Here is a 16,361-nt window from a genome sequence, read left to right as displayed (position 1 = left end):
GAGCCTTGCGCGGCGGAGGGCTCGGCGTCACGGGTGTCAGCTCAGCATTCCCACCTCACCAGCCGCCGAGCCGCAAACCGCCGCGCGGCGGCGGCCGCCAAATGTCCGCCCGCCGACCCCGACCGGGCAGAGCCAGGACCGCGGTAACTTGAAAGGACCGCCGGATTCAGAGCCCAGCGCATGCCTTCGCTGCGATTTTTTCCACCCCGCAGGGAAAGAAAATAAATCAAAATTTACCTCCCCTCTCACAACGGGAGAGGAGGACGCGGGGTGAGTGTCTTCTCAGGCCTGAACGCTATTTTCGCGAGGCTTTCTTGCGAACGGCCGTGACGCGAGGCTCTGTAGCAGGCCGCAAGGCTGCGCGGAGATCGCGCAGGGTGTGTTCCAGATGCTCGGTGATGAGCTTGCGCACCTTTGCATCCTTCTTGCTCAGCCAGGCATCGAGAATTTCGTGATGTTCGGCTTCCGCAGCCACGAACCGGCCCTTCGGTTCGAGATGTTTTCGTACATAACGATCGGCGAGCACGTGTAAGCGTGCAACCGTGTTGGTCGTGATCTGCTGGCCGCCAGGCTGCACCAGCGCAAGATGAAACGCGCGATTGAGCGCGCCAACGGTGGGCTTCTGGGCCGCCGCGTCGATATCGAACAGCGCCAACGCCTGCCGCGCGCGTTCGCGATCGGCGTCGGTGGCGAGCAGTGAGGCACGCGCCGCCGCATCCGGCTCCAGCTTCAGGCGCAGCGCATAAATTTCTTCCGCCTCGTCCGGCGACATCGGCCGCACGAAAAAGCCCCGGTTGGGATGCGAGATCACCAACCCATCCTGCTCGAGCCGAGCCAGCGCTTCGCGCAGCGGAATTTTGCTGACGCGCAGCTCCGCGGCGAGCGCATCTTGCCGGATCGGAAGATCCGAGCCGATGGCTCCTGACAGGATGAAGTCGCGAACGACCTCGACCAGACGATCGGACAGATTACGGATATCGAGTTGCAGTGAACTCATGGACGGAAGCGTTGTTCGCCGGGACGGCAGATTGTATACGCCCGCATGATACGCGAATGGCGCTGCCGACGGCGATGTATCGAATGCCGCGCCGTCCACATCGGCGCGATTGCGGGCCCACCCCTAGCGGTGGGCCCGCCTTTTACCTGGCTAGAACTTGGTGCGCAAACCGACGAAGTAACGCCGCCCCATCACGTCGTACAGCGTCACGTCGGTGTTGGCGTCGCCGCCCCAGCTCGAAGTCAGCAACGGCGGCTGCTCGTCGAAGGCATTGTCGATGCCGCCGAACGCTTCGACGCTGTCGTTGATCTTGTACGACGCCGAGAAGTCGATATACGTGACCGAGTCCGCCTTCACCGGCGTGCTGGCCGCGATGTTGGACAGCGGTTGCAGATCGTCGATGTAACGCACCTGCGAACGCACCCGCAGCGGCCCGCTGTTGTACGTGGCCATGAGCGTGGCTTTGAAGTCCGGCGAGCCACCCGAGTCTGAGCCCTGCGCGGTGCACGAGCCGAAGAAGCCGGCGCAATCGATGGGCCTGGCGCCGATGATCTGCCTGACGCGCTCGAACAGCCAGCCCGCATGCATCACCAGTCCGAGCTTCGCGGAGTTCTCGAACAGGCCGAAGCTGTCTGGCAGATCCATCGTGTAGTCGGTGGACAGATCGACGCCCTCGACCGACAGCGAGCCGATGTTGCTGTTACTCGCGCGCACCTGGTACACCTGACCGCTGCCCGGCAGGCGGAAGATCGCCTGGCACGGCGCGCTCGACGCGTCGAGCATCTGATAACAAACATCGAGCGTGGTCTGTGCGTTCATGGTCGCAACCGCGTCTTCCACTTCGATGCGGTAATAATCGACGGCGACGTTGTAGTTGTTGACGAACGGCACCTGCCACACCGCACCGACAGTGAACGTCTCGGACGTTTCCTCCTTCAGGTCCGGATTGCCGCCAGACAACTGGCTGAAGCCAAGCACAGTCTGCTGGAAATTATTGATCTCAGCCGCCGGCACGCCCTGCTGCACGCAGAAGTCTTTCTGTGCTTGCGTGGGATTGCGAGACGCCGCGCATGGATCGGTGCCCGGCGAGAAACCTTCGCTGATCGGCGAGTACAACTCGGAAATGGCTGGAGCTCGGATCGCGACGTTATAAGCAGTACGGAACCGCAAGCTCTGCACGGGACCCCACTCCAGGCCCGCGCGCCAGGTCGTGGCGTTGCCGAAGTTGGAGTAGTCCGACAATCGTCCCGCGCCCTCGATAGCAAGAATGTCAGCGAACGGCAGTCCCGACAGAATCGGGATGCGGACCTCGCCGAACACTTCGGAAACATCGAAGCCGCCGATCGTGATGCCGCGCGATGCCGAGCCGTACTCGCGCGCAAGATCGGTCGCGCCCGGCATGAACTCATACTGGTCGTCGCGATACTCGACGCCGATGGCTGTCGACACCGGCCCCGCGGGGAGCGTGAATACCTCACCTGCCAACGACGCGCCGAAGACCTTGCGTTCGAAGACCTCGGTCGAAGAGCGCGCCGGCGTAATGAATGCAGCCGCCTCGGGAGAGATGGAGCCGATGCCGAACGGATTCACCGGCACGCAGCCGAACACCTGGGTCGCGCAGACCACTTGGCCGGATGAGTTGACGACCGTGTCGAGGCCGAGCGACATACGCGCCGCCGACATCATGCCGTTGATGGTTTCATCGGTGCGCGAGCGCTGGTATTGCCCGAACACGTCCCATCGCCAGGTGCGATCGCCGACGTCGAAATCGCCGCGCAGGCCAAGCGTGCCGCCGAGGGTCGCGCGCTCGAAGGCGAAATTACGCAATCCGAGCTCATCCAGACGACGTGCGATGCCGCCAGAGATGCGCGCATCGCCACTGCCGGTCGGGTCGAAGATTTGCGGATTGTTCATGAACAGCGCACGCACGTCTTCAGGCAGCACGGGATTGGTCGCGTAGTCGCGCACTTCGAAATAAGGATTTGTGCCGGTGACGATGGCCAGCGAATCGGAGGCTTGCTGGTATTCGTTGTTCGACAGCGCGTAGTGGATATCGGTGTACGCTTCGACGTTGTCGGTTACATCGAAGCGGCCCAGGCCCGCCATCTGCCAGCGCTCCAGGGGCCGCAGCAGATAATTGCCTGCCGCGTAGTTATAAAGATTTTCCGGGTCGCAATGGGCCAGCACCTCGCCGCCTGCGCCGAAGCGGATCGAGTTCAGTCGCGTCGTGCAGCCTCCGTCGCCGGTCGGCAGCACGCCCGGGCCCTGCCCCACATTGAGCGTGGCGAGCTGAGCTGCGCTCAAACTCACGCGACCTCCGGGGATGTTGCTCGAGCCGCTGACGCCAAGCTGTGCGTTGAGCGGAGTCCGCGAGAACGCACGATCTTCCATCATCACCGGATCGCGAATCGAACGAGACAAGTACAGCGTCACATTGCCGCGGCCTTCCGCGACGTTGGTGCCGAACAACAGATCGTAATTCTGGCTGCCGCCGTCGCCCTCGGCGGTCTCGCCCCACTGCGCCGATGTTTCCAGGCCTTCAACGTCATCTCGCAGAATGAAATTCACCGCGCCAGCGATGGCGTCCGATCCGTACACGGCCGAGGCGCCGCCGGTGATCACTTCGACGCGTTCGACCAGTGCGGTCGGGATGGTCGCGAGATCGACGTTGCCCGCGCCGTTCGCGGGAATGAAGCGACGGCCGTTCACCAAGGTGAGCGTGCGCATCGCGCCCAGGCCGCGCAGGTTCGCAGTCAATACACCCGAGCCGCCGCCGGAATTCACGCTGGAATTGGTGCCGCCAGACAGCTGCGGCAACTCGTTGAGCACGGTTTCGACGGTGGTGTCGCCGGACATTTGCACCAGATCCTGACCGAGCACGGTCGTGGGACTGGGTGCGCTCAAGTCGCTGCGTACCAGTCGCGATCCAGTGACGACGACCTCGGTCAATGTTTCCTGCGCGGACACATAACAAGGCGCGGCGGCGACTGACAACGCGAGCAGCGTGCGAACGGCGGTCGATAAAGCAGTCCCACGGCGTTGTGGGTTCGTAGAGGCAGACTTAGAGGTCATCTTCTCTCCCCGTATAATTCTCTGAATCGTATACGAACTACGATATACCCTTCGGCGATGCTGTCAAGCCTGCGCGCGGACGCTGCATGCCGGTGCGCGCATGGATTGCTTTGCTCAAAAACGAAGCAGCCCCGTTCCTGCGAAGGAACGAGGCTGCAGTGGGGAGGCCGAAGGGAGAGTCAGTCTTGAAACACTGGGGATCGCGGCAGTTTTTCCAGCCACGCCGTGAAGCTGTCCGCCAGCTTCCGGGTCGCGCCCTCCTCCGAGTGCGCGTAGTAATAAACGGCTGGATCGGCGACGGGCGGCGGCGCGCCTATTGCAGCTTCAACGGCAGCGATTTCTTCGGCCGTCGCCGGCTCTTCGAACGCATCGAGGTCCGCGCGCCATGCGCGTTCCAGCCAGTCGTTGGGTTCGAGCTGCCCTTCGGCGAGAGCTTTGAAAGTGCCGATGAAGTCCGGCGGAAACTCACTCAAGATAAACCTCCGTGTGGATTGCAAGCTGCGTCGTAGTATATCGTCGCCAGTTGTCACCACAGGTTGTAACGGATTCCAGCGCGAGGGACATTCAATGGTCGCGAGGCGATCGGTTTTGCAGGGATTGCTGGGAACACTGTGCATGTCCGAGGCGGCGCGGGCCATGGAGCCCACGGCCATAGGCGCATGGAGCGGCATCCTCCAGGCGGGCTCGCAGCGACTGCGGCTCAAGTTCGACATCGGACCCGAGAAAGGCAGTCTGTTCAGCATCGATCAAGGCGCCGGCCCGATTCCTCTCGAAGTCGTCTCGCTGACGCCGCAGGCGATCGAGCTCAAAGTTCCCGCCATACGAGCCAGCTATCGCGGCAAGCAGACCGGACCGGATCGCATCGAAGGCGAATGGGATCAGGGCATGGCAATGCCGCTCGTTCTGCTCCGAGGCGATGCAGGGTTGCAAGCTCCCCTCGCGGAAACGAAGCCGCTGGATCTGGCGGCGCTCAAAGAATTGCGACAGCGCGCTGGTGCTCCCGCGCTCGGAGCGATGGTCTCGTGGGCAGGCGAAGCGCCTCAGATATGGGTTGATGGCGAGCGCGCCGTCGGTTCGCGCGTCGCTACGTCGCTCGAGGACAGATGGCACATCGGCTCGATCACCAAATCGATGACCGCGACGCTGGTCGCCCGCCTGGTCGAAGCCAAGGCAGTCCGCTGGGACGATACGGTTGGCGATGTGCTCGGCGACAAGATATCCAAGCTGCAGCCGGCGTATGCGCACGCCACCTTCAAACATTTGCTGTCGCATCGGGCAGGCTTCCCGAAAGATATCCCGATGAATGAGTTCGAAACATTCGAGCACGCAGTGGACGGCCCCACCCGCCATGAGCGGCTGAGGTATGCGTCGATTGCGTTGAATCAGAATCCGATCGGCGAGATCGCGAAGCGCTTCGAGTATGCGAACAACGGCTACATCGTGGCCGCGACCATGCTCGAACAGAAGCTCGAGCAGGATTGGGAAACGCTGCTGATGCAACACGTCTTCGAGCCGTTGGGCATTCGCTCCGCGGGCTTTGGAGCGCCTGGCTCGAAGGGACAGCTGGATCAGCCCGCCGGTCATCTGCCCACCGATCGCCCCGTTGCGCAGCTCGTCGGCAAGGACGTGACTGATAATCCCGTGGCCGTCGGACCCGCCGGGCGTGTTCACCTCAGCCTCGGCGACCTGGCGCGCTATCTCGCTGCCCATCGAGACGAGACCGATTTTCTTTCCAAGGACAGTTGGAAAACTCTGCACACGCCGCCGTTCGGCGGCGCGTACGCGATGGGTTGGCACGTCAGGCCGGATCAAACGCTCTGGCACAACGGCTCGAACACGCTCTGGTACGCCGAAGTTCTGATCGACAAGCGCAAAGGTCAGGCGGCCGCGGCCGTGTCCAACATCGCCAACGGCAAGGCAGCCATGGCGGCCGGAGATGCGCTGCTCAGAGCGGCCGCGAATCGAACTTGACACTTTTGACGAGCGGCGGCGTCGCCAGACGCCGCCGCCGTTTCACTCCGCTCAGACTTGCTGGGCCCCTGCGCGGCCGCTCTCCACCACAAACGACGCTAGCGTGCTGATCGGCGCATCTTCCACGAGCACGCTCGGCACGACACGGTAGTCCGCCTGCCACTGCTCACGCGAGATCGCGCAGCGGACATAGCCGTGATGGTTGTCGGTGAAGCGCAGATGTGGATTGTTGGCGTCGCCGCCGAACACGGTCCGCAAATTGCGATCGCCGCCGCTGCTGATCGACGTGCCGATGAACTCCGTGGCCACCGGCTCGGCATCGAGATCGACGTAATTGGGCGGAACGTTGCGCACGAAATTCTGATGCACGTCGCCCGTGATCACGACGGTGTTGTACAACCGTTGCGCGGCGATGAAGTCGAGAACTTGCGCGCGGTCGAACGGGAAGCCGTCCCACTTCTCGCCGCCGAACGTACGGATCGCTGGATCCGCATTTGTATCGTTCGGCGCGAACGGCACTTGGTTGGCTAGCACATTCCACCGGGATCGCGAGCGATTCAGACCGTCGATGAGCCAATCACGCTGCCGCTGACCTGCAATCGTGCGAGAGGTATCGAGCGCCGATGGACAATAACCGTCGACGCGCTCCGTCAACTCGCAACCCTCCGGCGCTTCGTGGGATCGGTATTGCCGAGTGTCGAGCACGTGAACCTGGAGCAATTCGCCAAAGCTCAGGCGGCGATACAGCTGCAGATTCGGTCCTCGCGGGAACGAGAAGCTGCGCAATGGCATGTGCTCGTAATAGGCTTGATAGGCACGCGCACGCCGATCGGCGAATATCGCGAGATCCGCCGGATCCTGCGGAATGAAGCCAGCGTAATTGTTCTCGGTTTCGTGATCGTCCCATGTGACGATCCATGGAAAGGCCGCATGCGTCGCTTGCAGGGCGGAATCGGATTTGTACAGCGCGTGACGAATCCGGTAATCGTCGAGCGACATGATCTCGGCGGCGGGCAGATGCGCGCGCACGCCTGCCCCACCCGGACCTTCGTAAATGTAATCGCCCAGGTGAACGACGAAATCGAGGTTCTCCTCAGCCATGCGTCGATACGCAGGGAAGAAGCCGTTCACGTAGTTCTGACACGAGGCGAATGCGAACGTCAGCGCATTCTCTGCCGAGCCGAATCGTGGCGCGGTTCTCACGCGACCGATGGGGCTGACTTCGCCACCGATCTCGAACCGATACCAATACCAGCGCCCTGACTCCAAATGTTCTATTTCAACGTGCACCGAATGCGCGAGCTCCGGCAGCGCGAGCGCCGCGCCACTCCGCACGACCTTGCGCATTTTTTCATCTATCGCGACCTGCCAACGCACGAGCACCGGCCGCTGCGGCATACCGCCGCCTGCTTCGAATGGCTTCGGCGCCAGTCGAGTCCAGAGAACAAAACCGTCCGCCGACGGCTCGCCGGAAGCGATGCCCAACGTGAACGGATAGTCGCCCAACCGTTCAGGCGAGTCGAAGGCCGATACCGTTTGCGCTGAAACCGCGGTGTGCAATAACACCGCGCCCATGCCGGTCAGAAAGCCGCGCCGACCGAAAAGGAAAGGATCTCGTTCGTTTCCCATGCTGCACTCTCCGATGCGAAGTCGAAGCGGCAGTGTGTGGGCGTCGAATGAATCTCCACTGTCGATCAGATGACTCTTTCATTGCATGTTCGAGTCACGGCCGAAGCGTTGTAAGGTCTACAGTTTAGGCTCGAGTCATCGGTATTGACGCGGGGAACAGCCCATGACGCGCTTGAAGGCGGTGCTGAAGGCGCTCTCGGATTCGTAGCCCAGCGCCACCGCGATGGCGGAGATGGGGTCGCTCGAGTTCGCCAGGCGCTCGCCGGCGAGCAGCATTCGCCAGCGAGTGACGTATTCCATCGGGGCCGATCCGATCGTCTCTTTGAATTTCAAAGCGAAGGCCGATCGCGACATGCAGGCGTGCTCGGCTAGGTCCTGCAACGTCCAGCGATGTGCCGGGTCGGAGTGGATTGCGTTGAGTGCTGCGCCGAGTTGTTTGTCTGCGAGCGCGAAGAGCCATCCGACGCTGCGGTCCGAGTGCTCGGCCATGTATAGACGCAGAGCTTGAATCAGCATCATGTGAGCCAGATGCTGGGCCATCAGCGAGCTGCCGGGCTGCCGCTCCCGCAACTCCTGCATCATGCGCTCCACCGACCAGCGCAGCGCCGCTTGGTCGGATTCGTTTCGAATGTGCGCGATCGGAGGCAGCATCGACATCAGCATGTCGGCATGACTGCCACTCACGGCGAAGCGGCTGCCGACGATAAAGAAATCTCCGCCGCCATTGAACGAAACAACGCCGCCGTCCCGCACCGGCGGGAAAATCGTGCTCGCCGCGACGGACGGCAAGGTCAGATCGCTGGCAAGCCGGAACGGCCGCCCCGACGGCAACACGAAGCAGTCCCCTTGCTGCAGACGGACTGCGTCCGTGACGCCTTCGATCGACAGCCAGCATCCGCCGGAGATCACGGCGTAGCACTTGATGAGCCCGTGCTGATCGGCAAATTGAATCGACCATGCCCCGCCGGCATCGAAGCCGGAGGACACGTAACTGCGCGGTTTCAGGAGGGACAAAACATCTGACAGAGGATCCATGGAGCCATCCCGGACGATCGCGAAAATAATCTGGACGCTACAGCATAGATCGTCGTTCGCCAGTTACCTACTCTCGCGTTCGAACCACGAAGGACAAGGGACCTATGGCGAAGAGCGAACATCCTGGCCTTGCAGATATCGATCGTCGTCGCGCACTCGGCGCTCTCACGCTTGGCGCTGGCGCGCTGCTCACGGCTGGTGCGTCACGCGTGGCGCGCGCCGAGGAAACGGCACGAGAGCGCGTGATCGTAATCACAGCCCCAACCGGCAACATCGGACGCAAAGTCGTCGAGCATGTGTTGAACAGCAATGTCCGCGTTCGCGTGATCGCGCGCGATCCATCGCGTTTGCCTTCTCGAACACATGCACGGCTGGAGGTCATCGAGGGATCTCACAACGACCTCAGCGTCGTCGATCGAGCCTTCGAAGGAGCGGACGCCGTCTTCTGGCTGTGCCCGCCCGATCCTCGCGCACTCAGTGTGACAGCCGCTTACGTGGACTTCACGCGCCCGGCATGTGCGGCAATGATCAAGTATGGCGTCCGCCGAGTCGTGAGCATCTCGGCATTGGGCCGTGGCACGCCGATGGCCGCGAATGCGGGGTATGTCACAGCATCGCTTGCCATGGACGATCTGATCGCGAGCACCGGAGTGAGCCTGCGGTCGCTCACCATGCCCTCATTCATGGACAACCTGCTACGGCAGGCCGCGCCGATCAAACATCAAGGCGTATTCTTCTCGCCCATCAACGGCGACCGAAAACTCCCGAGCTGCGCCACTCGCGACATCGCGTCGGTCGCAGCGAGACTGCTGATCGATACTTCCTGGAACGGCCGTGATGACGTGCCGGTCCTGGGTCCCCAGGATCTGTCCTTCAACGATATGGCGCGCATCATGTCAGATGTGCTTGGCAAGCCCGTACGCTTCGAACAGGTGTCATTCGAGTCATACAAAGCCGGCTTCATCCAACGAGGCATGTCCGAAGCCATGGCGCAAGGCATGACAGACATGGCTAGAGCCAAGAACGAAGGGCTCGACAATGCGGTACGGCGCACGCCTGCAAACAGCACTCCGACCACGTTCCGACAGTGGTGCGAGGAAGAGCTGAAACCGGCGGTGATCGAAGCCTGACAGCGCTCGCTACGTTATAAACCCAGATCGCTGAGCCCCGGATGATCGATCGCCTGCGGGTCTCACGGCTCGAGAAACTCATTGAGATCGATGGCGTCCGCTATGGCCCGATGACCGGCAGCGTTCGGGTGCGCGTGGTCTCCCGAATCATACATGGGCAGCAATCTCATGGGATGAGCCGGATCGCGCACGGCGCGGTCCTGATCGATGACGGCGTCGCAGCCGCTATCCGCGCTCCAGATCAAAGCGTTGTACCTTTGGCGCACTCGTTCCCCCTCGGCACTCCAACCTGAGTGCCCTTCGGAAGGCGTCAATGTGGAGCACAAGACTTTCACCTGCCGCGCCTGCATATGCGAAATCGTGTCTTTCAACCCCGCAATCAGCTGTTCGTAGCTCGTCTGTCCGAAAGCGTCGGAGTAAATGACCCAGCGAAGGTTCGGCTGCTCGATGTCATCAGCTGATCCCAGCTTCAGCACGCCGACTTGAACGTTTGCAGCGCTCAGGCGCCCGGCCAGCACATTGGGCCAGCTTTGGCTCGCATCATCAGTCCCGATACCGGCCGTGATCGAGCCGCCAATCGTCGCGACGCTGCCGCGCAACGCCTCGCCCTGCACGTCCAGGCTGGCGAGCAAGTGATAGCCGCCGATCTGCTGACTGACTGCGATGTCGGCCTTGCCACTGACGTTCCCCGCCGCAACGTAGGTAGCGGCATCGTGCGGCATTCGATCGGTAATAACGACAGTCGCCTGCGGCAAATAGAAACTGATCGCAACGTCAGCGTGCGCGGGCACAGGGAAGAACGTTCGATCGCTATACATTTCGCCGCCGGGCGGCAACGTAACGCTCGGCTGTCCGCCGAATGTGATCGTTCGATCCGTGTTCGGGTCGATCGATGCGTCGCTGGCGCGAAGCGCGATATGCACATCGCTCACAGTCACCGACTCCGTGCCTGATCGATTGGACAAGCGGATGCGAGCGGCGCTGCCAGAGACCGTGGTGCGCACGATCTGACGCAGCGTCTGCCGATCGAAATCGACGCTGGCTGCCTTTTGCGAAATCGTCGGCGTCACCCAGGTTCCAGTCCAATAGGGCTGCGCCAGGTAATGCCGGCCCAGCTCGGTCAACTCACCCGCGCCACCCAGCAAGCTGGTGTGGCGGTTGGCCTCATCGGCCCAGCGACCGGTGAACCAGGCATAACGAAACACGTCGCTGCGACTTTCGCAGATGGCGACCATCTCCGTCATCTGCGCCTTCTGCTTGGCCACGCTGTCGATCTGCGCGCCGTCGTTGCCAGTGTGCCAGTTGGCGAACTCGGTCACCCAGAACGGCTTGCCGTACTTGGTGAGCCGATCGAGCTGCGCATTCAGACCGTAGTCGTACCAATGAAACGCCAGATAGTCGATGCGTGGATCGCGACCGGCATTGGCGGCGCGATAGGCAGCGTAGAACGCATCGAGCCATACCACCGGATCGGCAAAGCCTGGCATCGTGCCCCAGGTGATGGCCGGGCCGACCAGCTGCACGCCTGTGTTCGCAGCGATCGCCTCGTAACGCGGCCAAAGCTGGGCCGCTTGCTGCGGCGTCAAGTTCGCCTGATCGGTCAGGTTGGGCTCGTTCAGCAACAACAGAAATTTGATGTGAGGATTGGCCGCGAGAAATGTTTCCACCTCCCCCGCGTTGAAATTGCCATTCCACAGCATCGGAATGAAATCCATGCCATAGCGACTGCGATAGTCGCTCGGCACGCCGTTGGCCGGCTCGAGCGCCCACCGGTACCACCACGACACGCCAGGCGCGAGCGCGGCCAGATCGCTTGGATCGTTCAGGTCGTAAGCGATGCCGCGTTTGGCGCTCTTGGGCGTCGCCGGATTTTCCGGCGGCGGATTCTGCGTGGGCGGCGGGTCCGGTTCAGGCTGTGGATCCGGTTGTGGATCCGGCGTTGGATCCGGTGTTGGCGCAGGTGGCGGAGTCGTACCGATCGGATCGGGAGAGGTGGGTTGTTGCCCTCCGCCGCCAGATCCTCCTCCGCATGCAGCCAGGAACAAGCATGCGGCCAGCAACGGGAGCACTCTCTTCATCGACGACACTCGACCTATGATCGCAATCGGTCTCGAAGGTTGGCACGACGACGGTAAAGATGACGCTGTCTCATTGCAGACACGTCACTCGCAAGCGACACCGTTCCACCCCTTGTGTCACACTGGCGGCGTCATCGGGTTACGACGCAGAGGTCGGCGGAATCCTCAATCCAAGTCGAGTCGGGGGAGCGGTCGATTACGTAGATCGCCGGTAGAAGTGTCCAATCCTAGACCGCCCATTGCTGGTTAGTATGGGCCGATGAACATGGCCGAGAGCACTGCCGGATCGGGATTAACGACCGCCGACGCGGCTCAGCGCCTGCGCCTCGACGGCCCCAATGAGTTGCCAGGCCAGGGTCCGCGAAGTCTGGGCCGAATCACCCGGGACGTGGTGATGGAGCCGATGTTTCTATTGCTGATCGCGGCATCGGCAGTTTACGTCGCGCTCGGGGATGTTCGCGAGGCGGCGATTCTTGCCGCGTCGATGTTGGTCGTGATCGGTATTACCGTCGTGCAGGAGCGGCGGACCGATCGCGCGCTCTCCAAACTTCGCGATCTGTCCAGTCCTCGCGCGCTCGTGATTCGAGACGGCGTCGAGCAACGCATCGCCGGGCGCGATGTGGTCGTCGGTGACGTGATACTGCTACGGGAGGGAGATCGCGTTCCCGCCGATGGCTTGATGATCGAAGCCACCATGTTGGCTGTGGACGAGTCCATTCTCACGGGCGAATCGTTGCCGGTCGAGAAAACGCCAGCAGCCGAAGAAGACGCCGATGAACACGCGCGCGTTTACTCGAGCAGTTTAATCGTCCAAGGCTACGGCGCAGCGCGTGTAACAGCGACTGGCGCGCGTACTGAAGTCGGCAAGATCGGGCGTGTACTAACGACGCTTCAGGCGGAAACGACGGGACTGTTCTCAGAGGTGCGCCGCCTCGTGCGCTGGGTTGCGTCGGCGGGACTGGTGCTGTGTGCCGCGATTGCAGTGATCTATGGCGCGACTCGCAGCGACTGGCTGGCAGGCGTGCTGGCCGGCATCACTGTCGCGATGAGCGTGCTGCCCGAGGAATTTCCGCTCGTTCTCACGGTATTCCTCGCCATGGGCGCCTGGCGGATCTCCCGAGTCGGCGTGCTCACACGACGGATGCCTGCCTTGGAATCCATCGGCGCGGCAACTGTGCTCGCTGTCGATAAGACGGGCACGCTGACCGAGAATCGCATGCAGGTCGCGGCCATCGAGACTCTGCATGCGCGGAAGGAACTGCGAGCGGGTGAGACGCTCGATGCCGAGACCCGGTACGTCCTCGAAACCGCGCTGGCCGCCAGCGAGCGACAGCCGTTCGATCCCATGGAACGCGGCATTCACGCCACCGCGCGTCTTCTGATTCTCGCGGAGGCGCAGAAGCTGCAGGACTCCATGTTGATACGCGAGTACGACCTCACGCCGGAGTTGTTGGCCGTCACGCACGTCTGGCAAACGCCGGGATCTCAGGAGTCGATGGTCGCCGTGAAGGGCGCGCCCGAGACTGTCATGGGGTTGTGTCGATTGGATGCAGCCACTCGGTCGGCGTTGATGGCGCAGGTCAACACGAATGCTCAGCGCGGGCTGCGCATTCTCGGGGTCGCGCGAGGAAGCTCGGACGCCGATAAGTTGCCTGACACCCCGCACGGCTTCAATCTGAGCTTTCTGGGGTTTCTGTGCCTGGCCGATCCGTTGCGGGCCGATGTTCCCGATGCGTTGGCTGAATGCAAACAAGCCGGCATTCGCGTCGTCATGATCACGGGGGATTACCCCGGCACTGCGCTGGCGATCGCCGCGCAGGCAGGGTTCGACACCAGCAGCGGCGTCGTCACCGGCGCTGAAATCGAGGCCATGGACGATGCCGAGCTCAAACGGCGTGCGCGCGAAGTGAACGTCTACGCGCGCTCGAAGCCCGAGCACAAGTTACGACTGGTCCAGGCATTCAAGGCCGACGGCCACGAGGTCGTGATGACCGGCGATGGCGTGAACGACGCCCCTGCCCTGAAGGCCGCTCATCTCGGCGTGGCGATGGGCGGTCGTGGCACCGACGTTGCTCGCGAAGCCGCGGCGCTCGTGCTCGTGAATGACGATTTCACTTCGCTCGTGGCCGCCGTGCGGCTAGGCCGGCGCATCTACACTAACATCCGCCATGCCATGAGCTATATCGTGTCGGTGCACATACCCATTGCCGGCATGGGTTTACTGCCGGTGTTGTTCGGTTGGCCACTGCTGCTCTTTCCGGTCCACGTGTTGTTTCTCGAGTTCGTCATCGATCCGACCTGCGCGTTCGTGTTCGAGGCCGACGCGGAATCGCCTGACGTCATGCGCCGGCCGCCTCGCTCGCGCGATACGCCACTGTTCTCGAGCGCAATGCTCAAACGATCTGTGGGCTTGGGCGCATGCGTGCTGCTACTGGCTGTGCTCGTCTATGGCCTGGCTCTGCAGCGGCTCGATGATTCGAGCGCCAGAGCGCTGGTGTTCATCAGCCTGGTGGTAGCCAATCTGGCGCTGATTTTTGTGAGCCGTTCCCGCGATGGAAACATCCGCAGGGTGGTCAGTCGACACAACCATATCTATTGGGCGGTTGCGCTCCTCGCCCTCTTCGCGCTTGCCGCTGTGATCTATCTACCCAGCGTCGCCACCGTGTTTGCGTTCTCGCCTCCCGCATGGCCGGCCGTCGTGTCCGTGGCAGTCGGTACGGCGGTGTTGGTCCTGCTGACCGGTCGCTGGCTGAAGTATCGCCCCTGACTGGCGTCGTCAGGTTTCGAGCCAGCGATTGTTGAACACGAACTCTTGCAGCGGGCGTACGCGAGCCCACCCTTCCAGTTCGAGCATCGGGGCGCGATAGAACTCATGGACATGCCCGAGGCAAAGAATCGCGATTGGTTTTGCTCCGGCGGGCATGTCGAGCAGGCGGGCCAGTTCCACCGGGTCGAACAATGAGACCCAGCCCATGCCCAGCCCCTCAGCGCGCGCCGCGAGCCACAGGTTCTGAATGGCGCAAGCGACGGAGGCGAGATCCATCTCCGGAAGTGTGCGGCGGCCGAAGATGTGCCGCTCGCGACCGTCCGTGAGTGCGGCGACAATCACTTCACCGCATTCGAGCACACCCTGCACTTTCAATCGGAGGAACTCGTCGCTGCGCTCCCCTAGCGCCGTCGCCGTCGCCTGGCGCTCACGCTCAACTAACTCGTGAATCCTTTCGCGCAGCGTGCGATCCGTGATTCGTATGAGCCGCCACGGCTGCATCAACCCGACGCTCGGCGCCTGATGAGCCGCCTGCAACAAGCGTTGCAGCGTCTGATCATCGATCGGCTCGCTATTGAAATGGCGCATATCGCGCCGCTCGGCAATCGCGCGATACACCGCCGCCCGGTCCGCATCGCTGAAGCGGTCGCTGGGAGAGTCCGAACTTACTGTCATGTAGGCACAACTGGAGGGTGATGATTGCTCATTTGCAATGATAGCCGGCGTCTTCACGATGCCATCCCCTTACCTGCCCCCGCCGGTCCGCCACCTCCGCCCCGGGGTAGCACCTTGCTTGCCCGATCCGTTGCCCCGCCTAGGAAAGAGTCGAATGATGCACGCAACCCACTGTCTCTAAAGGCATTCTATAATTTGAAGAGGGTGGGGAAGGAACTGAAGTCCTCGATAAAACGCCCGCAAAATCGTTAAAACGCCCGCTACGGAGTTACTTTTCGTTAAAATGGCCGCGCCGTCGCTTCATAGATAGAATGGCCTATCGCGGCCGCTTCGCTGATTTTGCGGTCGAGTTTTGCTGGAGGAGCCACTGTTGTCCATCGAGCGGGTGGGATACGCGCGCCTGATTGAGCGATTCGCCCTGCCGGCGTTACCGCTCAGTATGATTTCTGAAATCGACACGAGCATACGTGCTCGTGGACGCACCCACTTGGGCACTCACGAGGCGCAGCGATTCCCACCTGCGTACCTCCCAGAGGACACTCCCCGAGGAGACCTCCAGTTTGCGTTACGGTACGAGGGATTGAACCTCGAAGTCCTGGCGTTGATGTTCGCGAAGCGCGGCAGCCAAGACCTCGAACATTGGACCGGCGCCGCGTCCGAATCCGTCTACGGCCGGCGACTTGCGTTCCTTTACGAGTGGCTGACAGGTGAATCGCTGCCGTTCGAAGTATCCTCGAAGGCCTCCTATGTGCCGGTCGTCGATCGCACGATTCAGTTCGGCCTGACCACGGGCGTTCGCAACAGCAGATTCAGAGTCATCGACAACCTGCCCGGCAACCGGAAGTTCTGCCCTCTGGTGCGCAGGAGTGTAATGACCCACTGAATTCCTGCTCAGGTGTTAATCTACTTGGAGAGACACTTGAGCACATTGATGGACGACGAGATCAAACGCTGGACAGCTCGCCGCAAGAGCGCGCTGGTACTGGAGATCATTCAAGGCAAGACAA

Annotated in this window: 11 protein-coding genes and 2 pseudogenes; 5 read left to right on the top strand and 8 right to left on the bottom strand. The window is 62.0% G+C overall.

Annotation, left to right across the window (positions count from 1 at the left end; all coding sequences use genetic code 11):
* Nucleotides 1-295: 295 nt before the first annotated feature.
* The 3 genes from VGD45_RS26745 to VGD45_RS26735 all read right to left on the bottom strand — a co-directional run bounded on the left by VGD45_RS26745 (nucleotide 296) and on the right by VGD45_RS26735 (nucleotide 4,542).
* A complete protein-coding gene (locus tag VGD45_RS26745) occupies nucleotides 296-988 on the bottom strand; it encodes a GntR family transcriptional regulator (RefSeq protein WP_349263378.1) in 693 nt (230 codons plus the stop codon).
* Nucleotides 989-1,147: 159 nt separating this feature from the next.
* On the bottom strand, nucleotides 1,148-4,069 hold the full coding sequence (locus VGD45_RS26740) for a TonB-dependent receptor plug domain-containing protein (RefSeq protein ID WP_331158448.1): 2,922 nt from the start codon (nucleotides 4,067-4,069) through the stop codon (nucleotides 1,148-1,150).
* A 179-nt stretch (nucleotides 4,070-4,248) separates the two neighbouring features.
* Complete coding sequence (locus VGD45_RS26735; RefSeq protein ID WP_331158447.1) at nucleotides 4,249-4,542, bottom strand: hypothetical protein; 294 nt, start codon at nucleotides 4,540-4,542, stop codon at nucleotides 4,249-4,251.
* Nucleotides 4,543-4,684: 142 nt separating this feature from the next.
* On the opposite strand from VGD45_RS26735, the gene VGD45_RS26730 reads away from it, so the two are divergent.
* Entirely contained in the window at nucleotides 4,685-6,040 is a 1,356-nt protein-coding gene (locus tag VGD45_RS26730) for a serine hydrolase domain-containing protein (protein WP_331158446.1), read from the top strand.
* Between the two features lie 51 nt (nucleotides 6,041-6,091).
* Here the strand turns inward: VGD45_RS26730 and VGD45_RS26725 are convergent, their stop codons facing one another.
* Both VGD45_RS26725 and VGD45_RS26720 read right to left on the bottom strand, forming a co-directional pair.
* A complete protein-coding gene (locus VGD45_RS26725) occupies nucleotides 6,092-7,669 on the bottom strand; it encodes an alkaline phosphatase D family protein (RefSeq protein ID WP_331158445.1) in 1,578 nt (525 codons plus the stop codon).
* Between the two features lie 135 nt (nucleotides 7,670-7,804).
* Nucleotides 7,805-8,704 carry an AraC family transcriptional regulator gene (locus VGD45_RS26720; protein ID WP_331158444.1) on the bottom strand — a complete coding sequence of 300 codons (900 nt, stop codon included), beginning with the start codon at nucleotides 8,702-8,704 and terminating at the stop codon, nucleotides 7,805-7,807.
* A 242-nt stretch (nucleotides 8,705-8,946) separates the two neighbouring features.
* Here VGD45_RS26720 and VGD45_RS26715 point away from each other — a divergent pair, with 242 nt between their 5' ends.
* Nucleotides 8,947-9,834 carry an NAD(P)H-binding protein gene (locus VGD45_RS26715; RefSeq protein ID WP_349263377.1) on the top strand — a complete coding sequence of 296 codons (888 nt, stop codon included), beginning with the start codon at nucleotides 8,947-8,949 and terminating at the stop codon, nucleotides 9,832-9,834.
* Nucleotides 9,835-9,896: 62 nt separating this feature from the next.
* Here VGD45_RS26715 and VGD45_RS34240 read toward each other — a convergent pair whose 3' ends face one another.
* Nucleotides 9,897-10,556, bottom strand: a complete 660-nt coding sequence (locus VGD45_RS34240; RefSeq protein WP_349263376.1) for a GDSL-type esterase/lipase family protein — start codon at nucleotides 10,554-10,556, stop codon at nucleotides 9,897-9,899.
* Nucleotides 10,557-10,919: 363 nt separating this feature from the next.
* Nucleotides 10,920-11,912: pseudogene (locus VGD45_RS34235) on the bottom strand (glycosyl hydrolase); the annotation flags it as partial.
* A gap of 265 nt (nucleotides 11,913-12,177) precedes the next feature.
* On the opposite strand from VGD45_RS34235, the gene VGD45_RS26705 reads away from it, so the two are divergent.
* Entirely contained in the window at nucleotides 12,178-14,679 is a 2,502-nt protein-coding gene (locus VGD45_RS26705) for a cation-translocating P-type ATPase (RefSeq protein WP_331158441.1), read from the top strand.
* A gap of 9 nt (nucleotides 14,680-14,688) precedes the next feature.
* Here VGD45_RS26705 and bluB read toward each other — a convergent pair whose 3' ends face one another.
* Nucleotides 14,689-15,354: a 5,6-dimethylbenzimidazole synthase gene (bluB, locus tag VGD45_RS26700; protein WP_331158440.1), complete on the bottom strand. Its 666-nt coding sequence runs from the start codon at nucleotides 15,352-15,354 to the stop codon at nucleotides 14,689-14,691.
* Between the two features lie 580 nt (nucleotides 15,355-15,934).
* On the opposite strand from bluB, the gene VGD45_RS26695 reads away from it, so the two are divergent.
* Nucleotides 15,935-16,237, top strand: coding sequence for a hypothetical protein (locus VGD45_RS26695; protein WP_331158439.1), 303 nt, complete (start codon nucleotides 15,935-15,937; stop codon nucleotides 16,235-16,237).
* A 36-nt stretch (nucleotides 16,238-16,273) separates the two neighbouring features.
* Nucleotides 16,274-16,361 (top strand): annotated as a pseudogene (locus tag VGD45_RS34230) (DUF1153 domain-containing protein); the annotation flags it as partial.

The organism is Steroidobacter sp., from assembly GCF_036402275.1.
Taxonomy (GTDB): domain Bacteria; phylum Pseudomonadota; class Gammaproteobacteria; order Steroidobacterales; family Steroidobacteraceae; genus Steroidobacter.
This window is presented reverse-complemented; position numbering and strand designations above follow the sequence as displayed.